The organism is Halopseudomonas sp. L-58 (genome assembly GCF_056859475.1).
The window spans coordinates 51,068-73,661 of record NZ_JBSXON010000084.1 but is presented as its reverse complement, the minus strand read 5'-3'; the positions used below and the strand labels follow the sequence as shown (position 1 = coordinate 73,661).

The 22,594-nt window shown below is 53.4% G+C and carries 23 protein-coding genes; 4 read left to right on the top strand and 19 right to left on the bottom strand.

Features of this window, described 5'->3' with window-relative positions:
- Positions 1-231 precede the first annotated feature (231 nt).
- The 8 genes from AC13EY_RS16635 to AC13EY_RS16600 form a co-directional block, all read right to left on the bottom strand.
- On the bottom strand, positions 232-1,506 hold the full coding sequence (locus AC13EY_RS16635) for a cytochrome P450 (RefSeq protein WP_096006140.1): 1,275 nt from the start codon (positions 1,504-1,506) through the stop codon (positions 232-234).
- A 134-nt stretch (positions 1,507-1,640) separates the two neighbouring features.
- Positions 1,641-2,180, bottom strand: a complete 540-nt coding sequence (locus AC13EY_RS16630) for a glutathione peroxidase (RefSeq protein WP_096006141.1) — start codon at positions 2,178-2,180, stop codon at positions 1,641-1,643.
- Between the two features lie 9 nt (positions 2,181-2,189).
- On the bottom strand, positions 2,190-2,693 hold the full coding sequence (locus tag AC13EY_RS16625; protein WP_228247552.1) for a carboxymuconolactone decarboxylase family protein: 504 nt from the start codon (positions 2,691-2,693) through the stop codon (positions 2,190-2,192).
- Entirely contained in the window at positions 2,693-3,874 is a 1,182-nt protein-coding gene (locus AC13EY_RS16620) for a thiolase family protein (RefSeq protein WP_096006143.1), read from the bottom strand. Before AC13EY_RS16620 ends, AC13EY_RS16625 begins: the two co-directional genes overlap by 1 nt.
- Entirely contained in the window at positions 3,874-4,776 is a 903-nt protein-coding gene (locus tag AC13EY_RS16615) for a 3-hydroxyacyl-CoA dehydrogenase (protein WP_096006144.1), read from the bottom strand. Before AC13EY_RS16615 ends, AC13EY_RS16620 begins: the two co-directional genes overlap by 1 nt.
- Positions 4,777-4,790: 14 nt before the next feature.
- Positions 4,791-5,642, bottom strand: coding sequence for a fumarylacetoacetate hydrolase family protein (locus tag AC13EY_RS16610; RefSeq protein ID WP_096006145.1), 852 nt, complete (start codon positions 5,640-5,642; stop codon positions 4,791-4,793).
- Positions 5,642-6,718 carry an amidohydrolase family protein gene (locus AC13EY_RS16605; protein WP_096006146.1) on the bottom strand — a complete coding sequence of 359 codons (1,077 nt, stop codon included), beginning with the start codon at positions 6,716-6,718 and terminating at the stop codon, positions 5,642-5,644. Before AC13EY_RS16605 ends, AC13EY_RS16610 begins: the two co-directional genes overlap by 1 nt.
- A 325-nt stretch (positions 6,719-7,043) precedes the next feature.
- The gene (locus AC13EY_RS16600; RefSeq protein ID WP_228247557.1) at positions 7,044-7,676 is read right to left on the bottom strand and encodes a TetR/AcrR family transcriptional regulator; all 633 of its coding nucleotides are present in this window, start codon (positions 7,674-7,676) and stop codon (positions 7,044-7,046) included.
- Between the two features lie 250 nt (positions 7,677-7,926).
- On the opposite strand from AC13EY_RS16600, the gene AC13EY_RS16595 reads away from it, so the two are divergent.
- On the top strand, positions 7,927-9,558 hold the full coding sequence (locus AC13EY_RS16595) for an ATP-dependent acyl-CoA ligase (RefSeq protein WP_096006148.1): 1,632 nt from the start codon (positions 7,927-7,929) through the stop codon (positions 9,556-9,558).
- Between the two features lie 62 nt (positions 9,559-9,620).
- On the opposite strand, the gene AC13EY_RS16590 is transcribed toward AC13EY_RS16595, so the two are convergent.
- On the bottom strand, positions 9,621-10,421 hold the full coding sequence (locus AC13EY_RS16590) for an SDR family NAD(P)-dependent oxidoreductase (protein WP_096006149.1): 801 nt from the start codon (positions 10,419-10,421) through the stop codon (positions 9,621-9,623).
- Positions 10,422-10,526: 105 nt separating this feature from the next.
- On the opposite strand from AC13EY_RS16590, the gene AC13EY_RS16585 reads away from it, so the two are divergent.
- Positions 10,527-11,261: a DUF2889 domain-containing protein gene (locus AC13EY_RS16585; RefSeq protein ID WP_096006150.1), complete on the top strand. Its 735-nt coding sequence runs from the start codon at positions 10,527-10,529 to the stop codon at positions 11,259-11,261.
- 177 nt (positions 11,262-11,438) lie between these two features.
- On the opposite strand, the gene AC13EY_RS16580 is transcribed toward AC13EY_RS16585, so the two are convergent.
- The 4 genes from AC13EY_RS16580 to AC13EY_RS16565 all read right to left on the bottom strand — a co-directional run bounded on the left by AC13EY_RS16580 (position 11,439) and on the right by AC13EY_RS16565 (position 15,284).
- Complete coding sequence (locus AC13EY_RS16580; RefSeq protein ID WP_096006151.1) at positions 11,439-11,999, bottom strand: aromatic-ring-hydroxylating dioxygenase subunit beta; 561 nt, start codon at positions 11,997-11,999, stop codon at positions 11,439-11,441.
- A 33-nt stretch (positions 12,000-12,032) separates the two neighbouring features.
- Positions 12,033-13,430, bottom strand: a complete 1,398-nt coding sequence (locus AC13EY_RS16575; protein ID WP_096006152.1) for an aromatic ring-hydroxylating dioxygenase subunit alpha — start codon at positions 13,428-13,430, stop codon at positions 12,033-12,035.
- A gap of 135 nt (positions 13,431-13,565) precedes the next feature.
- The gene (locus AC13EY_RS16570) at positions 13,566-14,552 is read right to left on the bottom strand and encodes a fumarylacetoacetate hydrolase family protein (protein WP_096006153.1); all 987 of its coding nucleotides are present in this window, start codon (positions 14,550-14,552) and stop codon (positions 13,566-13,568) included.
- Between the two features lie 30 nt (positions 14,553-14,582).
- Entirely contained in the window at positions 14,583-15,284 is a 702-nt protein-coding gene (locus AC13EY_RS16565; RefSeq protein ID WP_228247550.1) for an SDR family NAD(P)-dependent oxidoreductase, read from the bottom strand.
- 134 nt (positions 15,285-15,418) lie between these two features.
- Between AC13EY_RS16565 and AC13EY_RS16560 the strand changes: the two genes are divergently transcribed.
- Together AC13EY_RS16560 and AC13EY_RS16555 are read left to right on the top strand one after the other, a co-directional pair.
- On the top strand, positions 15,419-15,811 hold the full coding sequence (locus AC13EY_RS16560) for a Zn-ribbon domain-containing OB-fold protein (RefSeq protein WP_096006155.1): 393 nt from the start codon (positions 15,419-15,421) through the stop codon (positions 15,809-15,811).
- Positions 15,812-15,813: 2 nt separating this feature from the next.
- Positions 15,814-17,004 (top strand): thiolase family protein, encoded by a 1,191-nt coding sequence (locus tag AC13EY_RS16555; protein ID WP_228247549.1) that lies wholly within the window; start codon positions 15,814-15,816, stop codon positions 17,002-17,004.
- An 11-nt stretch (positions 17,005-17,015) separates the two neighbouring features.
- Here the strand turns inward: AC13EY_RS16555 and AC13EY_RS16550 are convergent, their stop codons facing one another.
- The 6 genes from AC13EY_RS16550 to AC13EY_RS16525 all read right to left on the bottom strand — a co-directional run bounded on the left by AC13EY_RS16550 (position 17,016) and on the right by AC13EY_RS16525 (position 22,481).
- Entirely contained in the window at positions 17,016-17,789 is a 774-nt protein-coding gene (locus AC13EY_RS16550) for an IclR family transcriptional regulator (RefSeq protein ID WP_096006157.1), read from the bottom strand.
- A gap of 129 nt (positions 17,790-17,918) precedes the next feature.
- Positions 17,919-19,514: an MFS transporter gene (locus tag AC13EY_RS16545; RefSeq protein ID WP_228247548.1), complete on the bottom strand. Its 1,596-nt coding sequence runs from the start codon at positions 19,512-19,514 to the stop codon at positions 17,919-17,921.
- Between the two features lie 48 nt (positions 19,515-19,562).
- Positions 19,563-20,453 (bottom strand): fumarylacetoacetate hydrolase family protein, encoded by an 891-nt coding sequence (locus tag AC13EY_RS16540; RefSeq protein WP_228247547.1) that lies wholly within the window; start codon positions 20,451-20,453, stop codon positions 19,563-19,565.
- Positions 20,454-20,458: 5 nt separating this feature from the next.
- Positions 20,459-21,400 carry a VOC family protein gene (locus AC13EY_RS16535; RefSeq protein ID WP_096006159.1) on the bottom strand — a complete coding sequence of 314 codons (942 nt, stop codon included), beginning with the start codon at positions 21,398-21,400 and terminating at the stop codon, positions 20,459-20,461.
- A gap of 65 nt (positions 21,401-21,465) precedes the next feature.
- Positions 21,466-22,224, bottom strand: a complete 759-nt coding sequence (locus AC13EY_RS16530; RefSeq protein ID WP_096006160.1) for an SDR family NAD(P)-dependent oxidoreductase — start codon at positions 22,222-22,224, stop codon at positions 21,466-21,468.
- A 35-nt stretch (positions 22,225-22,259) separates the two neighbouring features.
- A complete protein-coding gene (locus AC13EY_RS16525) occupies positions 22,260-22,481 on the bottom strand; it encodes a ferredoxin (RefSeq protein ID WP_092287646.1) in 222 nt (73 codons plus the stop codon).
- Between the last annotated feature and the right edge of the window lie 113 nt (positions 22,482-22,594).

Genomic DNA, 22,594 nt, shown 5'->3' with positions numbered 1-22,594 from the left:
TTTCGCGGATTGTGATTGTTTGATGATGATAGATCACACAGGAATTAATTTAAACATATTTTTTGATTCTGTTCACATGCGAACATTTTGAATTTCATAAAAAAACTCAAATTATTGTTTTTAAATGAATTTTTGTGCCTATGCAGCAACCATTAAAAATGCTCAAAAAAAAGCGCGATGCATTTTCATGCAACGCGCTTCTGTACAAGGGAAATCACCCACTAGAGCATATCAATCCCACAAAACATGTAGCTCGTGGGGCCCACGCAACTGCGCCCCAGTAATTTTCGGAGCAGGCTTTGAGGGGTCGAGGCGAAGATTAGGCATAAGATCCAGGATCGCATTCAGGGCGCAATTGATCTCGGTTTTAGCAACAAATTGACCAATGCACATATGCGGGCCGAAACCAAACCCAAAGGAGGGACGAGGCTTGCGATCAATATCGAATTTATCGGCGTTGACGAACGCCTCCTCATCCCGATTAGCCGAACTGACAATGCAAGAAACCATTGCACCCTTGGGAATCTGAACACCTCTTATCTCGGTAGCGTTAGCAGCCTGTCGAACTTTGAACGTAGCCACTGGCTCGTATCGTATAGATTCGTCGATGGCTTTGTTAACCAGACCACGATCAGCGCGAACACGTTCAAGTACGTCCGGATTTTCCAACAATTGAACCATCAAGGTGCCGAAAGTACGCGTAGTTGTTTCACCCGCCGCCGGGAGCAGGGAGCGTACAAAGGTGGTTACCTCATGATCGTCCAAGGACCTGCCCTCGTACTCAGCTCGAATCAAACGACTAATGAGATCGTCACCCTCTGCACCTTCTGCTCTGCGCTGTACTACAACTTCTTTGATAGCATCGTACAGCGCCACCACAGCCTCCATCGCAGCTTTCTTAGCGGCTTCTGCCTTGGCGGGATCCACTTGCGGCCCAGCCAGAATCGCCAAGGCCCATGCGGCATACTGCTTTATCTTCTCGGGCTTGTCTTCCGGGAAACCAATCAATGAGTAAATGACCCGAATGGGGAAATACAGCGCAAAATCCATCAAATCAGCGCTTTTGTTCGGCAGCATCGGCTTGATGAACTCTTCGCGTATTACCCTATCGATACGCTGCTCTTTCCAGCGGTTTACAGTTTCAGGCAGAAAGACCGGCTGTAGCAGGTTGCGCATGCTCTTGTGCAGATCACCATCCATAGCTGTGAGAATAAGACCGTCAAAAAAGGCACCGAGCCCTTCAGCAATGAAGCCGCTGGTAAATTGCTCGCTATCACGCATAACTCTCATCACGTCATCGTATTTAAACAACGTGTAACAAGGGCGGTTAGGGTCGACGCCAGCGATGGAGGGCACGCCCAACTGCTCCATGAAGTTGGCTTCCAGCACAGGGGTTTCCGCACGCATCTTCGCGTAGGTTGCATGCAGATCGATGTCAGAGCCCTGATAGTTACTGGCGACATCGGCAAATACTTTTTCAAGGTCACTCTTGACCGCTTCGGACATATCGCTTACCTCTTGATTGTTGTTTGTGGCGGCGGACTGAAAATGTATTGTGCCCGCTGTCTTCTTTAAAAGATTATGACACCCAAATTAGTTTTTGAACTGTTTTACACATTTTGATCAACAAAACAACCAGCTCAAAGCAATGCCCGAATTGCCTCTTGAATGCGAGTATCGGTGATGTCCATATCCGGCGCGAAGCGACCAACCACCTCCCCCTCTCTACTGATCAAAAATTTCTCGAAGTTCCACAACACTTCAGGCTCCAGGTTCACGGCAATACCATAATCCTGCAGGCGCTGCCGCATGCTTCCCTCACCCACAGTAGATGGCTTGGCTCTGACTAACGCGGTGTACAATGGGTGCTGGTGGGGCCCGCTAACCGCAATTTTGGAAAACAGTGGAAAAGTAACCTCGTATTCGGTCTTACAGAAATCAGCGATCTGCTGATCAGTACCCGGCTCCTGCTCCCTGAAGTCATTAGCAGGGAACCCCAGCACTACCAAGCCTTCCTCGGCGTGATGCCGATAAAATCTCTCAAGGCTGCTGTACTGGGGAGTCAGTCCGCACTTGGATGCAACGTTAACAATGAGAATGACCTTGCCCGCATAGTCTTTGAGCGACACTTCTTTCCCATCAATCGTAATGAGGGGGATATCTTGCAGCTGTTCGTTCATATGATTACCTCAGTAGGCTTGCTGCACGAACGTCATACGACCGCCTGCCAGCATCAAGGCGCAGTACATATTCAGCTCGGTGAGCTGCTCTAAAGAAAAGTGCTGGCGTAGCGCTGCAAAATGACCTTCATCAATCGCCGTATAGTCAGAGGCAAACAACTGCGCAAACCTTATTGCAACCTGCTCGCCGGCAGAAAATCGATCATCATCGGCGCTCAAACAAGCCACCTCTTCTTCACTTACCTGGTCGCTCTTGCGAGCAACCTGGCAAGCCCGGCAATTGGTAATCCCGGCAATTTTAAGCCGCACCAACTCCCGCAATCGTTCGGGGAGACTGCTGTCACTGTGGAATAGATCAAGCAAAGCCAGCCAGCCTTGCGCGTGAGAGGGGCTATTCGCCCATACTTGAATCGGCACAGTGGAACTCAGAACACCAGAACTCACGCCCTTATGCAGCAAATCAGCCAATGAAGCCGGCAGCTGTTCCAGAGGTAGCGGCTGGATCCGGGACATCAATCGCACCGCTCCAGCAATGTCGCCGTACCTAGACCGCCAGCACAGCAGATTGCTTGCAAACCGAATCTGGCACCACGTCGCTCTAGCTCGTGCAGCATCGATGTCATTATCCGGGCGCCGCTAGCGCCTAGCGGGTGCCCCAACGCGATAGCCCCACCGTTCACATTCAACCTGTCAGGCGCGGCACCTATTTCCTGAAGCCACGCCAGCGGCACAGAGGCGAAAGCCTCATTAACTTCAAATAGGTCAATATCACTGAGCGTCAGACCTGTTTTTGTCAGCAGTGATTGGGTCGCAGCAATGGGTCCGGTCAGCATCAGTGTCGGATCAGCGCCGACGGTAACGATGGAACGAATTTTAGCCCTGGGCTTCAGCCCCAAGGATTTAGCGGTACTTGCCTTCATCAGCATCAAGGCCGCAGCACCATCCGATATCTGTGAAGAATTACCGGCTGTGATTCGACCATTCTCAGGGCGAAAACTCGTCTTCAGCGTCGCAAGCTTTTCGGCCGAGGTGTCGCGACGGATGGTTTCGTCGTAACCGAACACGCCCCTGTCCCCGTCAAAGTCTTTTTCGCAATAATCTGCAATCGGTACAGGGACAATCTCCCGCTCGAAGTACCCCGCGTCCGCCGCCGCAGCCGCACGACTGTGGCTCTGTAACGCAAAAGCGTCCAGCTCTTCGCGCGTCAGCGCCCATTTGTCTACCATGCGCTCAGAAGCCTCACCTTGCGATGTAAGCTCATAGCGCTCCAAGGCTTGCCAGCCAAAGGCTTCGCCGTGCAGGTCACGGTTGCTGCCCATCGGCACTCGGCTCATGTTTTCAGCCCCGCCGGCAACCATGATCTGCGCAGCTCCGGATGCAATGGCGCCCACAGCCACGTGAACTGCCGCCTCACCAGAACCGCATTTGCGATCAATAGTCATGCCCGGCACGGATGACGGCCACCCTGCGCTCAATAATGCCGTTCGCGCGATGTTTGCTGACTGCTCACCAATTTGCGTCACACAGCCAAATACCACATCGCTCACCTGGTCCGCCGAAATACCAGTTCGATCGAGCAAAGCGTTGAGTACTAATGCCCCCATATGATCAGCACGCACGCCCGCGAGCGAGCCGCGAAAGCGACCCACCGGCGTGCGCACAGCTTCGACAATGACGATATCGTTGTCATTCATCAGAAGCCCGCCTTCAAGCCCGAACCGGCGACTGGCTTGCCATCCTCATATCGGTAGACTCCATGACCTGTCTTCCTGCCCAAACGGCCAGCGGCTACCATTTTGATGATGAGTGGGCACGGCCGAAACTTCTCACCAAGGGTCGAGTGCAGGTAGCGCAGGACCGACAGGCGCGTGTCCCAACCTGTCAGATCGCCAAGTTCAAGCGGTCCCATAGGGTGATTGAAGCCCATCCGCAATGCGGTATCGATATCCTCGGCGCTGGCAGTGCCCTCCTGCAGCATGTACATGGCTTCGTTGCCAAGCAGAGCAGACATCCGGCTTGTGGTAAGGCCAGGAGACTCATTGACCACAATCGCGGTTTTATTGATAGCTGCACATAGATCGCGCGCCCTGGCGACGGTCTCATCACTGGTGGCCAGTCCCCGCACCAGCTCGACCAACTTCATCTTGTGAACAGGGTTGAAAAAGTGCATTCCGATAAAACGTTCTGGACAAGGAACCACTGCTGCAATCTCTGTCACACTCAATGCTGAAGTGTTACTAGCAATGATGGCATCGTCCGGCATCATTGCCGCTGCTTCAGTCACTACTGCTTTCTTAATCGCGAGCTGCTCTGAAACAGTCTCGATCAGCAGTGCTGCGCCCGCTGCAGCTTGGCGTAAATCACCGTTTGTGCTCAAGCGGGCCATTGACTGCTGCGCAACCAGCTCTTCCACCTTCCCCAGACGGACACCATCACCAAGGATTTTCTCGATACCGGCGTAAGCGCGTTTCAACGAGTCTGAGTTCGTATCAACCAGGACCGTTTCAAACCCGGAACTAGCAAATGCGTGGGCAATTCCGGTTCCCATCAGTCCGGCACCCACCACTACCACTTTGCCTTTGTTTTCAGCATTCATTGCGAAAGCCCCTTTCAGCTGTATTTTTCACTTACGACGTTCCGTAACGTACCGATACCTTCGACCGTCGCTTCAACGACGTCGCCTGACTTCAGAAACTTGCCGGTGCCCATACCTACCCCGGCCGGAGATCCGGTAAAGAGAATATCTCCGCAGGCAAAACTGGATCTGGCCGCCACAAACGCCACCAGCTCACCGACATCCCAAGTCATGTCTGAAGTATGTCCGTCCTGGCGCAACTCCCCATTGACCGACAAGGTCAGACGCAAACGTGGAGAACCCGCTGGAAACTCGTCACGGGTTACTATCCAAGGCCCAACCCCGGTCGTACGGTCCTGGCTCTTGGCAGCAAAAAGATCCATCCCGATACCCTTGGGACCGCTGCGCTGCAGGTCCCGGGCGCTGACATCATTGCCAACCGTATAACCCAGAACACTTGCCAACGGGTCCTGCGGATCTACCTCGTTTCGACCAATTACAGCCACAAGCTCAACCTCGTGGTCGAGCTCATCAGTCAGCGGAGGAAAGCGGATTGAATCGTTTGCGCCGATAAGCGCCCCGTACGCCTTGAGAAACGCCACGGGTTGCGAGGGCGCTTCCAAGCCAAAGTCCTCCTTCAGATGCTTGGTGTAGTTGGCACCAGCCACCACCACGCGATTTACCGGATCGATTGGTGGCAGCAGTACGACATCCGCCAAGGGCACGGGGCGGTGTGCCAGTTTCAATGCACTGATACCCTCCCCTGCGGTAACCCTGGGAGCCCAATCAGTGAACAGCCCCAAGATCGGACTTACCTCGCCATGCTCGAGATCAACCACCCCCCAGAAAGGTGCTCCCCCATGGCGAGCGCAGCGCGCCAGCCTCATTACGCACCCACCTTTCCGATCTTGGCGGGATCGAGATGCAGCAACTCGCAGGCATTCTTCCACCGGATACGATCCATATCCTCTTGCGACAGCTTCAAGTCGCTCGTCAGGTCGTGACGCACAGCGTCGCTACCACCGAAATTGGAGCCATAGAGAACGCGATCAGCACCGATAACCTCAACCATTGCCTGGCGCATTGGCACTTCATGGAGCTCCACATCAAAGTAGAAATTGCGTAGATAAGAGAGGAAGGGCTTTTTATTGTGATAGGTATCCAGATTGGGATTGGTTTGTGCCATGCGACCCAATTGGTACGGAACAAAGCCACCGCCGTGGGTGATGTAAACCTTCAGGTTGGGGAAGCGATCAAACACGCCACCGTTGATCATGTACCAGAAGCACTTGGACTCGTCATAATTCATACCGAGAATGGCTGTGGTCTCATAGCGATCTGTATTTGCGTCTTTGCCCCAAGTCACAGATTGATTGTAACCGTGCACAAACATGGGCAAATCGAGGTCGCACAATGCTTCCCACACCGGATCCATCTCAGGAGAGTCAAACTCCAGTCCGCCAAAATTAGACCCCCCAGCGACCAACCCCTTCGCCCCCAGCTCCGTACACGCTCGGCGAATTTCCTTTGCGGCCTCAACCGGTACATTCAGAGGCGCATGCGCCCAGAACATCAAGCGATCAGGCGCACCAGAGCAGTATTTGGCCAAGGAATCATTCACCTTTTGGGCGAAAGGCACACAAAACTCGGGCTCAGCCCAGTACATGTAACAGTGGCTGGGAACAGACAGAACCTGGGCATTCTGACCAGCGGCATCCATGCCAGCTAAGCGATGCTTCGGATCAGCCCACTTGGCCATGTACTCAGCCACCTGAAGCGTCTCGCCACGTGCATGAGCCTCGCGCAAGGCAGCCTTACGCTCAGGAGCGCCGAGCGACAAAATCCATTCGCCAACGCGCAGCTTGATGTCGCCATCAGGCTGTAATTCAAACGCTGGACCCCAGTGAGGGTGCTGGTCGTAATACTCAGGATGGGGAGCGTGCGCGTGAAGATCAATCAGCATGTTTTGGACCTCGATTTTGTTTTAGTTAGCTGAGCCATTAAATTCTCAATACAGAATTTGCTCATAAGCTAAAGCATAATACAAAATGATCAAATACTGCAAAACTGTTCAAATTATTTTTTTCCGCGTACAGGTCTTCCAGAGCGCAACACTCGATCAGGCGAACACGCAAAATAGCGTTAAGAACTTATGCGGAAGGAACTACTGGAGCCTGGCTGCAGGGTAGGTCAATTAAGGACCAGACAGAGCCCACAGGAAACGGCTGAGGGGGTATGCCAAGACCCAAAGCGTCCCGGCACCATGCAAGAAATAGATGAACTCGACCCTAACGTCGCGTTCTTGAGGTTGACCCCATAGTCAACGACGCCACAAGGCGTCGCACACGCGCTGGCAACAACCTGCGCCCGGAGGTTTCCGGAACCAGGATTTCACTTAGAACGTACCTGATAATCATCTCGCAGATCAGTTCTCGATCCAGCTTCACACCCAGCTTCGCATCCCAGTCATCAAACACCACGTCCAAGGTGTCCTGAAACCGCAATATGGAGTCATGAAAAATACGCCGAAAGAAGCCCAGTGCGTATTCGGGCGCAACGCGCAGCAGACGCTGAGCACGACTCTCCTCAAGATAGTCGTCGATAAAAGCGATCAGCGCATTCAAACGTGCCTCTGGATCCTCCACTACGCTTATGGTGCTAACCAGAACCTGATGGAAACTATCTCGCTTGTGCCTTGAAAAAGTATCCAGAAGATCTTCTTGGGATGAAAAATAGCGATAGAAGGTTCCGCGCGAAACGCCCGCAATTTTGCATACGTCCAAAATGGAAATACGGTCAGCACCCGAGCTCAAAACCACTTCTTCGGTAGCCTGAAGTATTTCGTTGATGGTTTCTTCAGAGCGTCGATTAGGTTTAACCGCCCGAGCCTTCGAGCCGGCTGGTGCGTTGCGGCCCCCCATAGCGGCCTTACCTTTCACGGCGCTCACCTTAGCCTCTACAGGCTTACCTCCCTCAAACTCTTCCAACATCACTCAAGCTCCCTTTAAAGCATTCATTGGAGCAATACTACCACGAAATATGGTCATATTAAGCACTTTCTGTTCAACTCTCAGTAGAGACAGGTCAAAAAATACAATGTAGAATTCAATTCTCTATCAAAAATAATAGCGTCAGGCTCGCGCGTTGAGCCGTACTGAAAGGAGATGAGTCATGAGCGGTACTGGCAATCCTGATACATGGTATGTCGGAGATCAAGACACTGTCATCGCTGCACTAGACCGGGCAGTAGCAAGCCATCCAGATCGGGTATTTCTCGATTTCAGCGGAGAATTGCACACTTATAGAGATATTGATTTACTTTCGACCAAGCTAGCTCACTCGTTCGCCACTCTAGGTGTTAAGCCAGGTGAGACCGTCGTCAGCATGCTGGATAACAATGTAGACGCCGTCGTCTGCTGGCTTGCGGTAAACAAACTCGGTGCTGTTAGCGTGCCGATTAATACCGCACTACGCGGTGAGTTTTTGCGACATCAAATTGCCGATGCTGACACTCCTCTACTCATCTGCGAGCAGGCTTATCTGGAGCGCGTGTCTGCTATCAGCAGTCAGCTTACTTCACTTAAGCAAATCCTGGTTAGAGGAGCACTCAACACTAGCGGCGAGTGCGCCGTTCCTGTTGCCCCTCTCGACCACCACCGGGGCGAGAACGACAGCCCAATTGAGTTTAGACCAGCCGCTTCTGACCTTGCCTGCCTCATCTATACTTCAGGGACCACAGGGCCTTCAAAGGGCTGCATGATCAGCTATAACTTCATGTGCAACCTTGCTCGACTACAGCTGCGTGCAGGCCCTGTTTCAGAAACCGACGTAACAATCACGCCCCTGCCCTTATTTCACATGAATGCGCTCTGCGTGACTATCATAGCCACGATGCTGGTGGGCGCGAGAGCGGCAATTCTTCCGCGCTTTTCGGTCTCCAATTTCTGGCCGGAAGTGGAGCGCAGCGGCGCCACCATCGCATCCATTCTTGGCGGCATGGGTGGATTGCTCGCCCAGGCTCCAGACAATGAAGCGATGAAGCGCTGTTTTGGACAAATCCATACAGCACGCGGGAATCCCTACACGGAGGAAACCAAATCGATCTGGCGATCTCGTTTCGGCACTCCTCTGGTTGGGGGTAACGGCTACGGCCTGACCGAAGCCTGCGTAGTGACTACGCTGGCCGCCGGGGAGTACGCAAAACCAGGCTCCTCCGGCAAGCGCATCCCCGACTTTGACGTGCGCATTGTTGATGAAAATGATTTCGAGCTGCCAGCCAACCAGGCCGGAGAGATCGTAGTCCGCCCCCTGCGGCCAGACATCATGTTCCAGGGGTACTGGCGCCGTCCCGAAGAAACGCTGAAAGTCATGAAGAACATGTGGTATCACACTGGCGATATCGGCAAGTTCGACGAGGATGGTTTTTTCTTTTTTGTTGATCGCAAGAAAGACTACCTGCGCCGCAGAGGGGAAAACATTTCCAGTTTTGAAATGGAGTCTGCCTTCGCCATGCACCCTGCCATCGCTGAAGTAGCAGTACATGCTGTGCTGTCAGACAAAGGAGAGGATGACGTTAAAGTAACTGCAATCCTGCATGAAAACGCCTCCCTCAAAGAGGAAGACCTTTTCCAGTGGGCTACGGATTCCGTTCCCTACTACGCACTACCTCGCTACATCGAGTTCCGTACAGACTTGCCAAAAAACCCCCAAGGCAGGGTACTCAAATATCAACTGCGGGACGAAGGGAAAACAGCTGCAACTTGGGATCTGGAAGACACCGACATAACAGTCAAGAAACGTTAAGAGATGGTTGAACCCGCATCCTGCCAGGCAGGCATGCGGGTTCAACCTGAAGCTGTTAGGCGTTAATATTCTCTCGGCAGTACATTGGCCGGGCGCGAATTATATCCCGGCAAGTGCAGGCCACCATCAACGTGCAGCGCCTCTCCGGTAACGAACCGGGCCATCTCTGACGCGAGGAAAGCAACCACAGGCCCAATATCATCCTCCGGCTCACCGCAGCGCCCCAAAGGTCGCATCGAGGCTGACATCTCGGCAAAACCGGGGCGTTCTGCGGCCAACTTGTGAAAGGTTGCCCCCATAGCGGTAGGAGCTATTGCATTTACCCGGATGTTGAATCGCCCCCACTCAGACGCAGCGCTGCGAGTCAGGCCCAAAATGGCGGATTTGGCTGTATTGTAATCCGCATGCAGCCATGCACCTATTTCAGTATCAATTGAATAAAAGTTGATAATTGACCCGCCGCCACGCTTTTTCATCAGAGGCATTGCTTCGCGCATTGCCCACCAAGCAGCCCAGACGGTCGTACCCAGGGTCTGCTCGAGCATTTCATCTGTTTTTTCTTCAAACAGGACATTTGGCGTGGGAGCAAACGCATTATTTACCAACACATCCAAGCCGCCAAACTCCCTGGCCGCAGCTTCGATAGCGTTTCCTATGCTGGCCTTGCTGGACACGTCCGTTTTAACGAAAACAGCGTTACCGCCAAGCGCGCGCAGGTCTTCAGCCACCCGCTCTCCGAGCCCTTCATTTAGCTCAGAGACTACAACACTAGCGCCCTGCTTAACGAAGTAACGTGCGACACCTTCGCCGATACCGCCACCAGAACCGGTGATCAGGGCAACTTTATTCTTGAGCAGTTCCATATCGTCAGCCTTTTTAATAAACACTTTTTTTGTTAATGTTCATATTATTACACGATAACCTAGAGTTCCACTCAATTTCCCTGCTACCTAGAATGTGAGATCAATATGCTTTTCAGGCGGCGCATAGTAATCCAGGCTCAAAACGCCCATGAAGTCAGGGCCGCTCTTGAGGATGATTTTCATCACTTCAGGGTAAGCATCAGACATAATTCCGAGATTCTGACTGATATCAATGGCTGGGCAGTTCGCTTCCCCTACGACGCTTGCCCATCTGCGGCCAACCAGCTGCGTGGGCTACTAGGGATGCCACTATCTGACATCGCACACAGCGTGAACCGGCAAACTGACGCCAAACTTCAATGCACGCACTTGCTGGACTTAGCTGGCCTTGCAATCGCTGCTGCAGCGGCCAACATAGAGCAGCGCCACTATGAGATTGCAGTTCCCCAACGATTATTGGGCGCAACCAGCCCCAGCCTGTGGCGCAATGGCGAGCTTTATCTTGCCTGGAAGACCCAAGGCACTCAGATAACCGCCCCCCGTCCATATGCCGGAATAGACCTCAACCACGGCATGGCTAGCTGGGCTATTCGAACGCTGTCAACTGAAGAGGCCGAAGCGGCGCTGATCCTCCGTCGCTGTACCACCATCTCTCGCGGAAGAGAGTACGATCTTGATGCCAATGAACACGCAGCAGAAACCGGTTTATGTTACGCGCAGCAACCGATAAGGGCTAAACATGCGCGAAGGATGGTTGGCTCAACGCTCGACTTTGGTTCTCAACAAGAGCTCTTATGCGCAACAGATCAGGCTTGGCTTAACGGTGATAATGCCAGCTAAACCCTTCCAACTAACCATCAATCCGGTCAAGAGTAGGCTGAACATTAGGCCGACAAGCCGAAGTGCAGCACTGAAAACCCCACCAACATCGAACAACTAGACAAAAAAGCCCGCCAAATGGCAGGCTTTTTCCCGCATGGCATTTGATTGCTGACCACAACCAAAGCCCAACTCTTACTACAAAAACACTGCGAGGTTTGCTGTGCCCAGTACTGATTGGTCCAGGATCGCCTCTCGTTTTGCGAGCTTGAATCCGCCATCCGCCTGCTTACGCAGAACATCTCTTCGTTCGAAGCTGATGATGTCAACATGGTGCTCACTAAAGCGACTGCGTGTCATCAGCACATAGCTCGTCACGTCCAGCTCGTCGGGATTTTCAGTTTCACGAACCAGGACGTTGGTGACTAGGCGTCGAGTGCGCGACGGCGGGTCTTCGGCCCATGCGCTCTTGCCGGACAGGCGCAAGATACGCCCCATCACAGAGCGATAGTCATCGTGAAAATGCTGAACGCTGCGTACAAAACTCTGTGCGTGATCAACACCCAGTCGAGTGTGACGCAGTGGCGCGGTATACACGAGGTCAGTCGCCAGCCGATCCCCCCACTCGTTCAAGCGTAACTGGTCCAGAAGTGCGGCCTCCTCATACAAGAAAGTCACAACGGCACTGTACTCAGCTGAACCAACGGGCACGTAAGATCCCTGACTGATATCTAGGCTCTTTTCTTCAGCATGCTGCATAAGAGACTCCTATTTTTATTGATATGGAGAAGGTTATTCCGCGTTCATCAATTCGTTCCAGTACAACCACCAATGCCACTGGGTGTCGTCTTTGGTGAAACCTTCGTTCACAATGCCCGGCCCTGGCCAGCCTTCCGGGGCGCCTGTTTCAAACATCGCTTGATACTTCAGCGTCATATGCTTGCCCATTGCACCTTTCGCGGCGAGCGTCATGTGCGGCCAGGTGTCAGAGTCGTCTTGCTCTACCATGCCGGAAGTGCCAAACAGCTGAATTGTCTGTTTCAACATTTTTTCCCGCAGCTCTGTCGGTGCATCCTTCTCGGCAAAAATCCAGTTGCAGAATTCAAGCTTATTTGGTCCGCGCGGAATGTAGGTATGCATCGTCATGGATCCCACTACAGAACCATCAGGCTGTGGGATGTAGACGAAACCGAACAGAATGTTAGGGAACATACCGCCGACCTGGGGTGGCATAGAGGTCAGAACCTTCAACTGATCTTCGGACAAATTGTTGGCAAGCTGATCAATCATATCCTGAGTCATGCCTGCCGGAGGCAGCGCTTTGAGCTTCTCCTGAACACTAAGCTCATCCGGATTTAGACCCGTTAGACGGCGGATCTTGCGAGCGAGATCAATACAACGCAATGCGTGACCATGGGGCGAACTTACTTCGACCCCGATCATTTCCGGGCTCAGGTCTGCGCCCTCACCCTCATCCTCACCCTTCTTTGAGTAGTTACCTACCTCACCCAGCCAACGATGCAATGTCAGCGTATGAAAACCATCTGCCGCTGACTGCTCGCCTGCGGTCTTCCAGTTTGCATTGACAATGAACCGTTGCGGTGGCCCGAGCACCTCCATGCCTTTGTCGCTTCTCAGGAAGAGCATGTCGTAATACCACTTGGCATCACCAAGAAACTCCTCAAAAGAAGGGCCCTCGATGTTCCAAGTAGCAAATATCAAGCCGCCGTACAGAACCGAACGCGCCTTTTTCAGACCTAGTTCAGACTTCTCAAGTAGCTTCCCGTGCATGCACTCACGCTCTACTGGTGAGCCGACAAAGTCGCCATTGGTACGGAAGGCCCAGCCGTGATAAATGCACTTGTGGATTTGGGTATTACCGCAGTCGGTCAGAGCTACACGCATGCCACGGTGGGGGCAAACGTTCAACGTCACGTGAACCTCACCAGCCTTGTCACGCGCAACGATAACTGAGTCGGATCCCATATCTCGAACGATAAAGTCACCAGAGTTAGGAATCTCGGATTCGTGGCCCAGCATGACCCACGTCTTGCCGAAGATCTTCTCCATCTCCAGCTCATAGATCTCTGGATCGGACAGTACGCGCATCTGAACTTCACGCGTATCAGGATAAATCAGGTCGGATATCTTAGTGCCATCAGAAAGCACTGCGCTTGTTTTTGTTAGCATGCTCGCCTCCAGGGTATTTGAAATGATGCCGGCCGCAGTCGGGAAAAATATAAACAAATTTTTGATAAATGTACATAAAATGTAAGGACAATTATGTATCTCGGGGTTTCAGCCACTCCCATACGCCCTGAGTGATCACTTTTGTCCGACCTGTGTACGTAATACACCAATACCGTCCACCTCAAGCTCCACCACATCCCCTCGCTTGAGATAGCGCAGCTGTTCCAAACCACAACCATTACCCACAGTCCCTGACCCCAGGAATTCCCCTGGATACAAGGTTTCCGACTGCGACACATGAGCAATTACATCTTCGAACTGCCAGCGCATATCTCTCGTGTTACCTCGCCCCCACTCCTCGCCATTCACCCTGGCAATCATATTCAGATCGTAGGGATCACCAAGCTCATCGGCCGTCACCAGGCACGGCCCCATCACATTCGCAGTATCGAAATCCTTGCCCTTCGCCGGCCCCAACATCCCGCCCATCTCGCGACCCTGGGCGTCGCGCGCGCTGAGGTCGTTAAAAATGGTGTAACCGAAGATGAAGCTCCGCGCCTGATCACGCGTTATATCTTTGCCTCGCTTGCCCATGTAGCAACCGAACTCCAGCTCAAAATCCAAAAGCTTGCTGTACGATGGCCACTGAAACTCATCGTCCATACCCGCTACCGCGAAGCGGTTGCACTTGTAGTAAATGGGTTGACGGTTGAAGGTTTTAAGGACGGAGTCATCTGCGCTGGTATCCATCTCACGCAGTGCCGCTTCCGGGTCAGCTGCCCGCATCGCACGACCCTTTCTGGCAGCGGCAAAACACTGCTGCAGGTGCAGCTCAAAGCAGGAAAAGTCGCGCATCTGGGGAGGGGGCTGGATTGGCGCTCGCAGACGTACTTGATCCCGCGCAACAACCGCAGAAGCAGGCGCTTTAGCCACTACACTGCGTGCCAACTCAAGGCCGGCCTCACCCGACTCCGCCAAACTCAAGACACTCTGCAACGCTGGCGAGGCACCACCTTTGCATTCACGATGCGCCGCTTGAAGATCAAGTACCACCTGATCGCTGTCGAGCAATGCACCTGGCAGTTCCAGGCCCTCACTATTCACGAAGGTAACCAATCTCATGGTAGCTTTCCTTTTATTGTTGTCTGGAAACTAGACCTTGCCGGTCACAGGGAGGCAGGCACCGGTAATGACTGCCGCTTGATCCGAAAGGAGAAACCCAATAACTGCAGCTAGAGAACTTGGAGCTACCCAACTTGAGAAATCCTCATCAGGCATATCAGCTCTATTAGCGGGGGTATCAATAATGCTCGGCATAACCGCGTTCACCGTAACGCTACGCGCCTTCAACTCTTCAGCTAGAGACTCGGTGAATCGAGACACACCAGCCTTGGCAGCAGCGTATGCTGAAACCCCCAAACCTGCCTTACCGGCAGCGACCGCACTGATGCTGACCACCCGACCATCAGCCGATGTAAGCAAGTGGGGAAGCGCTGCGTGCGTCGCAGTAACGGTCGTTCGGACGTTCATCTGATACATCCGATCCCAGGTTTCCAGAGCACCGGTTTCAAAGGGTTCCCAAGCAAAACCACCAGCGACGTTGACCAGCGAGTCTATTTGGCCAAACGCACTCGACACCTGGGCCATAGCATCCCCCGCGGACACCGGGTCGGTCAGGTCTACACCTCCCAGCGGAAGAAAGTCTTCACTCGCCTGGACATCTACAGGGACAGCGCTCAAGTCTAAGGCAGCCACTCGGGCACCCTGCTCTAGAAGGTAGACTGCAAGAGCCCTGCCCAAGATGCCGAACCCCCCGGTAACCACGACCGAGCGGCCTTTTAATAGGTGCGCCATGCTCCAGCTCTCCTCTTATTAATTGTTATTGGTGGCCTAATTGGCGGCCATCTAGAAAATTAGAACACTTTTTTTATATATGTACAAATGATACGCTTCGCTACATCGCCGTAATTACTCAGGAACCAACCGAGATGCACAGGAAGCTGCCCGCACTGACCGCAGACAATCGCGCTTTCTGGCAAGGAGGGGAGCAGGACCGCCTGTTTATGCATTGGTGCGAAGACTGCACCAGCTACTTTCACCCTCCCGGGCCTGTCTGTCCAAAATGCGCAAGCCTTTCAGTCCGCCCTAAAGAAGTGTCCGGGAAGGCGACAGTCGTAAGTTTTACGATCAATTACCAACCCTGGACTCCAAACCTAGCCGCGCCCTTTGCGATAGCGATTGTCGAACTGCCCGAACAGCCCGGGCTGCGTTTTCTCAGCAACGTTGAAGAACCTGTTGAGCAGATTTATATCGGCATGCCGCTGAGAGTTGTTTTCGAGCAGCAAGATGATGTGTGGATTCCGCTCTTTATTAAGGACTAAGTATGTCGACCAGACTCTATGAGAAAGAGGTCGCGATCACCGGGATCGGCCAATCGGAGGTGGGGCGCCCTTCCCAACTGTCGGGAATGCGCCTGACAGTGGATGCTTGCCTGCAGGCCATAGCTGATGCAGGCCTTGAGCGGGGCGATATCGACGGTATCGCCTGCTGGCCGGGTGACAACAACAATGGCGACAGCTTCTCACCCGTCGGCCCCATCGCCCTAAAGAACGCGTTAGGCTTGGAAGTAAACTGGTTTGGTGGCGGCTACGAAGGGCCCGGACCACTTGCCGGCGTCATCAACGGGGCGATGGCCATTACGAGCGGCCTTTGCAAACACGTGTTGGTATTTCGAACCATCACCGAGTCATCCTCGCGCCTCATAAATAAACAGGCTTCGGCGCTCACCAACAAGACTGCTGGTCGCGACAGCAGCTTTGCCTGGCAGTGGTATACCCCCTTCAACGTCCTATCTGCAGTGAACTTGATGGCGATATATGCCCAGCGCCATTTCCATGAGTACGGAACTAAGCCGGAGCAGCTTGCACAGATAGCATTGACCTGTCGCAAGCATGCGCAGCTGAATCCAAAAGCGGTTTATCGCTCGCCCATGAGCATGGACGACTACATGCAATCAAGGATGATTTCATCGCCCTTACGCATGTTTGACTGCGACGTACACTGTGACGCTTCCACTGCAATTATTCTGTCTCACAAGGACGCTGCCCGGGATACAAAAAACCCTCCCATTCGTATCGAGGCAATAGGTGCCGCGCTGCACCAGCCTTGGTCATGGGACCAAATATCACTCACTGAGGGCGCAGCATTCGATGTGAGTAAAATGATGTGGAGCCGCACAGACCTAAAACCCAAGGACGTGAAGTCTGCACAGCTTTATGACGGCTTCTCCATTTTGACCATGATCTGGCTTGAAGCTCTTGGACTATGCCCACGAGGAGAAAGTGGTAACTTCATCGAGGGGGGGCAACGGATTTCGCTGACCGGCCAGCTGCCGCTCAATACTAACGGCGGCCAACTCTCAGGAGGGCGTACCCACGGGCTCGGCTACTTGCATGAGGCCTGTCTGCAATTATGGGGAAAGGCGGGAGAGCGACAGATTGCAGACCATCAGGTCGCAGTCACTGCCGCCGGCGGTGGCCCGCTCGGTGGCAGCCTACTGCTGGTAAAAGAGTGACTCATGAAAGCCTAGAAAAGGACAGACTCCAGTTCACTACACAGGCCTCCCAACATGCTGCCAAGTTCGGCAATACCGGCCTCATCACGCTGCCCACGGAACATCACCGCCGAAACAGTAAACTCGATACTATTACTCGGCGAAAATACTGGAGCTGCGACTGCAAGGATACCTATAGAGAAATAGCCATCATCCAGCGCCCAGCCGCGTTGCGAGGCATCGCTGACCTGCTTTTTGTAATCGTCGTAAGACAACGGAGCTCCCCAGCGAATTTTCTCGAAAATTTCCCGCGAGCTCTCGGACTCCAGATCTAGCTGCGAGGCGAAAAGTCTTCCGCTCGCCCCCATCATTATGGGCAGGCGCTGCCCCTCACTCATATCGATTCGCACGTCCGTCGGGCAGGCCGCGGAGCTGACAATAACGATGCGATCATTACCGATACGTCGCCAGAGCGTTACCGTTACGCGGACCTTGGCAGCAAAGCTTTCAAGCAACGGCTTGGCCAACTGAATCTTCTGACCTTGAGTAACAAACTGCTCCACGAGCCTAGCCAAACCCAGCCCAGCAGAATATCGCTTGGACATAGCATTGAACTCAACCATATCTTCCGCCGCCAGCGTGCGCAGAATATTGAAACAGGTGCTTGGGTTGATATCCAGCTGCCGCGCAATGTCCACTGCGCGCTCAGGCCTACCCGCCTGACTCAAGAGCCGCAATATACGTATGGCATTAACAACGGGTTTAACGGTTACCGGGGCATTTCCATGAGCGACGTCTGCTGGCATCTGATCATATTTCCTGAGCTAACTAAATTATGGGCCGCACTCTATGCGGCCCAATAATTTATTCTATATCAAGAATATGTTTTTTGAATACGCCTTTAACTGGAAAACTTTGCCCAGAATCAAGCCAAGTCACTTATCCGAAGTGTCCTGCGCACTCTGGGAGATATAGCGCCGGGTCGACACCACTCCCGGATCAATATAACCGCTCAGCCCGAGCTCAATCTGCCTATCTGCCTGCGTCACTCGTTCGCGTTGACGAAGATAGTCCAACCAGGATTCGACAATGAAACGCTCCACATAGCGATCCGGATCAGCCAAGTCGCGATACAGGCGCCAGTTTCTGGCACCGTTACGGCGGCGTGACTTACCAACCGCGTAGGCGATACGGAGGAAGTCAGCACGCATCGAAGGGACCGCACGGTAGACAGTCTCTACTGAAACCGGACCATCCGAATGCGCCACCGCGGTTGCGACCATCACCTTGTCCGCCTGCGCAATGACTCGATAGTCTGCTTCACTGCCCAACACGAAGACACCCCGTCGGGTTACCCACAGCCCTGCTAGCATCGCGACGGAGGAAACCAGTAGGCTCATCTGCAGGCCGGCAACCTCCGCGACAACACCCCACAAGAAGCCGCCAAGTGCCATCGCCCCCATATACATCAACAGGTAAACGGAGGCCACCCGCGCGCGCACCCAATCGGCAGCACAAGTCTGGACGATCGTTGAGGCTGTAGCATTCACTGCCATCCAGGCCATACCTGCCGCCACCAAAACTGGCCATACCGCCCAAACCGATTCCAGCAGTGCTGCTCCAGCCGTAGCTAACGCAAAAAACGCCACCCCGCCAGCTATCAGTTTACGCAGCGTAAAGTCACGATAAAGCCGCGGCAAATTGAGCGCAGCCAAAACAGCGCCCAAACCCAACGCGCCCATCAACAAGCCGTATCCATCGGCCGCCATTGAGAGGCGCTCCTTCGCTATTAACGGCAAGAGAGCCCAAAGCGAACTAGCACAACTGGTGAATACGAATACCTGGGTGAGCGAGCTGGTCAACTCTCGCGAGTGGCGTATATATCGCAGGCCACTGCGCATTCCGCCGAACAAGGTCTCCGGAGGCAAGGTGACAACCGGTTGCTGCTCCTGCCAGCGCAGCAAAAAGAGCGTAACACCGAAGAAACACAAGGCAATAACGAAAAACACAGCCGACTGCCCAACCGCCGCAATCAACAGCCCTGCAATCGCAGGCCCTACCGCCCTGGCCACATTGGTTGACACCGCATTCAAGGCGACCGCAGAGGGAACCACATCGCGGGGAATCAGGGTTAAAGTTGCAGCCATCCAAGCCGGCATATTAAGGGCGCTGCCAATGCCGAGCAGAAAGGTCAAACCAAGTAGCGCCCAAGGCGTCAAATACCCTGACACCATAAGAGCAAATAGACTGAAAGCCGCAAATAGCATCAATGACTGAGTAAAAAGGAGCCATCGACGCCGATCAACAAGATCTGCAATCACCCCTCCTGGCAAGCCGCACAAAAAAACCGGTAAGGTAATTGCGGTCTGCACTAGAGAGACCATCCAGGCGCTATCCGATAAGCCCGCCATGATCCAGGCAGCCCCCACCGTCTGCATCCAGATTGCGAGATTGGTTACCGCCCCTGCAGTCCAGAAGGGCCGAAACCTTGCTAGCGTCAGCGGATACCAGGGAGACTTCCGATTGATCAAACCACCCCCTCAGGACGCAGCACGACATTTACAAACACGCGATTTTTTTCACCCACGATCTGAGGGGAACCCCAAGCGACCCCGACGCCTGGACGCCGCTAATTGCCTGCGTGGACCGACCTGGTTTATTAGCGTGCCTATACCCTGAATCGTTGCCTCGATTCGGTCTCCCGGTTGAAGAAAAATACCCGACTCCAGACCTACCCCATGGGTAGAGCCGGTAAAAACAACATCTCCCGCACGCAGCTTCACACGGGCATCCAGGTAGTTCAGAATCTCGGCCAGGGAAAAGATCATCTCTCTTGTGTTGTCCTGCTGCCGGACTTCACCATTTACTGAGAGCTGCATGTCCAGTTCCGGCTGCCTATCCCCACCAGCCTCGGCTCTCAAGGTTAACCAGGGTCCGAGAGGTGTTGTCTGATCCAGCGCTTTTTGAGTAAAAAGATCTAGTCTCCCCAGCGCCCTGCCAGCGTCTCGCGCACTCACATCATTGCCAATGGTGTAACCCAATAGACATGACACCGCGTTTGCTTCATCCTCAAGCGGTCTACCCACTACCGCGACCAGTTCTATTTCGTAGTCAAGCTCTTGTGTCACCGCGGGATAAAGAATTTCACCCAGATGCGGGACCAGTGCGGACTCGGGTTTGATATAAGACAGCGGATGAGTTGGCTCAGAGCTACCAAGTCGCTCAAGATGCGTCCGGTAATTCAGGCCTACGCCAAAAACGCGAGCTCCTGATTCAGCAGGCGCCAAAAGCGTATAGCGTCCTGGTTGAACAGGCATCTCATCCACCGCGGGCGCTCTGGCTTGGCACCGCGTCAGCTTCTCAGCCCACTCGGTAAAACATCCAAGTATCCACCAAGCCTGTCCTGTCTCAAGGTCGAGTGAGGCCCAGCCGGTACGCCCGTACAGGTCTTGAATACGAGCGAGATGCAAGCGGCTTAGCCTTTCTTCTTGCTAAAAGCCGGATCACGAACCTCTTCAGGTGTTTTGACACTTGGCCCAAGTATCGGGCCTACAATTTCATGCCCCCAAACACTCATCACCTCAGGATTTAGCTCAAAGCCATCATCGTGCCACGGCTCAATCTCGCCTATGCACTCAAAAGCAAAACCTGAGGGCGTGAAGTGGTAGAAAGATACATGGGGATCTTGCGCATGTTGCCCCAGCGTCATCATCATTGGCAGCTCACGCTTTTTGACGAGATCGTAGGTTTCACCTACATCCCTGATACTGCTTACGAATAAACCAATGTGCTGTATTCCCATACGGCCCGGCGCGTGACCATACGCAATGTCATGGCTGGTGTAAGTGTTCAGTTTGGAGCGGAAAAAGCCCGTGCGCCCCTTACCTGCGCCAGATCCGTACCAATGAAAGCCCATGATATTGATAAGAAAGTGCTCCAACTCATCAGAGTACTCAGGGGCCATTAACACGACATGACCCAACCCCCGATGGTTGGCGAGGAATCCACCATGTCGCCGACCAGGCACAAAGGAGTCCGGCGTCCACTTTTGTCCATAGAATAATTCGTGCTGAAACCCGACTGGATCAAAAAATCGAATTAACTCTTTGACGCCGCGCATTTCACACAGCGCCTGATCGCCAACTTCAAAATCGACCCCTTCCTCACGGAAACGCGCCAAGGCTTGCTTGTACTCCATACGACCTTTCGCTTCCCAGCCGATATAGGCCAGACGGTCCACATCACCTGGGTGAAAGGCAAAGCGATGACGCCGGTCATCTATACGGAAATAAACCGAATCGGGATCGCCATCAGGATTTTTGCTCATCCCGAACCCCATCACTGACGGACCATAGTCACGCCATGCATCCAAGTCCGTAGCTTCAAAGCCCAGATAGCCAATGCCAATAATATCCATGCTCTTTACCTCATGTTTTGTGTCGGCAGCGATCGTAATGGTTATCGCATAGCGCGATTGACTGATCAGATTGCCAGCAAACCACCGTCAATAACGATATCTGACCCGGTGATGAAGGATGCTTCTTCCGAGGCAATAAACAGAGCCATTGCGACAACCTCTTCCGGCTCACCAGGGCGATCCATCAGCACACCATCAAGCAGTGCGGCTCTGGCCTGAGGGTTTTCCATGAAAGCCGCCGTTCCCGGGGTGGCAATAAATCCAGGGCTGAGACAGACGGCTCGAATCCCCAAGGGCGCACCTTCCACAGCGATCTGACGAGTGAAAGACACCACTGCACCCTTAGCCGCAGAATGGGCGGAGATACCCGCCACTTTAGATCCTCCCCAGGCCGCGGTTGAAGACACGTTGATAATCACGCCTTTCTGCTTGGCCAAGTGGTTCCATGCATACTTGGTTGCATAGAAAATAAGGTCGACCTCGTTGCGGATGGTGAAATGCCAGTCTTCTATACTCATGTCCTGCACTGGAGCGAAACGCGCTGCCGAAGCGTTGTTGTATAGGACGTCGATCTTGCCGTGAGCGGCAACCGCACTTTCCACCCAACCGCGCACTTGCTCGTGGTCGCCCAGATCGATTGGCGCACTGCCATGCAGTGAATAGCCCTCCGCTTCCATCAATTGAGCGGTCTTGGCGTGCTCCTCACTGTTTGTGTCACAACCGACGACGATAGCGCCTTCACGTGCAAACCTCAGCGCAGCTACCCGGCCCTGCCCGCCGCCAGTACCGCTGATCAATACGACCTTACCTTCGAAGCGTTTCATAATGCTTGACTCCATGGTATTCAGGTGAGCGGTTGTTAGCTCTGGATTTCTTCCAACCAGATTGCCTCGGCAGGACAAGCTTCTGCGCCTTCTCGGGCCGCCTCTTCCAACTCCGGCGGGACTTTGTCGTCGTCGAAGTAAACCAACCCATCACCGTCCAATTTGTATACTTCCGGGCAAATGGAAGCACACAAACCATAGCCACAGCAGCGGCCACGATCCGCTACAGCGCGAAAAATAACCTTATCTGAACTCATATTTTTTCCTCTTGTCAGGCTCAGCGAAGACAAATAATGAACAAATTTTTCTCTTTTGTAAATTTTTGAGTTTTACCATTAGTAAAAAAGCCTAAAATATCGCTTAACCTTCG

Coding starts and splice junctions, on each gene's coding strand:
- AC13EY_RS16575 (WP_096006152.1), bottom strand. CDS start 13,430: ATGCTAACAAAAACAAGCGCAGTGCTTTCTGATGGCACTAAGATATCC.
- AC13EY_RS16555 (WP_228247549.1), top strand. CDS start 15,814: ATGTCGACCAGACTCTATGAGAAAGAGGTCGCGATCACCGGGATCGGC.
- AC13EY_RS16560 (WP_096006155.1), top strand. CDS start 15,419: ATGCACAGGAAGCTGCCCGCACTGACCGCAGACAATCGCGCTTTCTGG.
- AC13EY_RS16535 (WP_096006159.1), bottom strand. CDS start 21,400: ATGGATATTATTGGCATTGGCTATCTGGGCTTTGAAGCTACGGACTTG.
- AC13EY_RS16530 (WP_096006160.1), bottom strand. CDS start 22,224: ATGAAACGCTTCGAAGGTAAGGTCGTATTGATCAGCGGTACTGGCGGC.
- AC13EY_RS16605 (WP_096006146.1), bottom strand. CDS start 6,718: ATGCTGATTGATCTTCACGCGCACGCTCCCCATCCTGAGTATTACGAC.
- AC13EY_RS16635 (WP_096006140.1), bottom strand. CDS start 1,506: ATGTCCGAAGCGGTCAAGAGTGACCTTGAAAAAGTATTTGCCGATGTC.
- AC13EY_RS16610 (WP_096006145.1), bottom strand. CDS start 5,642: ATGAGGCTGGCGCGCTGCGCTCGCCATGGGGGAGCACCTTTCTGGGGG.
- AC13EY_RS16615 (WP_096006144.1), bottom strand. CDS start 4,776: ATGAATGCTGAAAACAAAGGCAAAGTGGTAGTGGTGGGTGCCGGACTG.
- AC13EY_RS16595 (WP_096006148.1), top strand. CDS start 7,927: ATGAGCGGTACTGGCAATCCTGATACATGGTATGTCGGAGATCAAGAC.
- AC13EY_RS16630 (WP_096006141.1), bottom strand. CDS start 2,180: ATGAACGAACAGCTGCAAGATATCCCCCTCATTACGATTGATGGGAAA.
- AC13EY_RS16525 (WP_092287646.1), bottom strand. CDS start 22,481: ATGAGTTCAGATAAGGTTATTTTTCGCGCTGTAGCGGATCGTGGCCGC.
- AC13EY_RS16590 (WP_096006149.1), bottom strand. CDS start 10,421: ATGGAACTGCTCAAGAATAAAGTTGCCCTGATCACCGGTTCTGGTGGC.
- AC13EY_RS16580 (WP_096006151.1), bottom strand. CDS start 11,999: ATGCAGCATGCTGAAGAAAAGAGCCTAGATATCAGTCAGGGATCTTAC.
- AC13EY_RS16565 (WP_228247550.1), bottom strand. CDS start 15,284: ATGGCGCACCTATTAAAAGGCCGCTCGGTCGTGGTTACCGGGGGGTTC.
- AC13EY_RS16570 (WP_096006153.1), bottom strand. CDS start 14,552: ATGAGATTGGTTACCTTCGTGAATAGTGAGGGCCTGGAACTGCCAGGT.
- AC13EY_RS16600 (WP_228247557.1), bottom strand. CDS start 7,676: ATGGGGGGCCGCAACGCACCAGCCGGCTCGAAGGCTCGGGCGGTTAAA.
- AC13EY_RS16625 (WP_228247552.1), bottom strand. CDS start 2,693: ATGTCCCGGATCCAGCCGCTACCTCTGGAACAGCTGCCGGCTTCATTG.
- AC13EY_RS16550 (WP_096006157.1), bottom strand. CDS start 17,789: ATGCCAGCAGACGTCGCTCATGGAAATGCCCCGGTAACCGTTAAACCC.
- AC13EY_RS16620 (WP_096006143.1), bottom strand. CDS start 3,874: ATGAATGACAACGATATCGTCATTGTCGAAGCTGTGCGCACGCCGGTG.
- AC13EY_RS16585 (WP_096006150.1), top strand. CDS start 10,527: ATGCTTTTCAGGCGGCGCATAGTAATCCAGGCTCAAAACGCCCATGAA.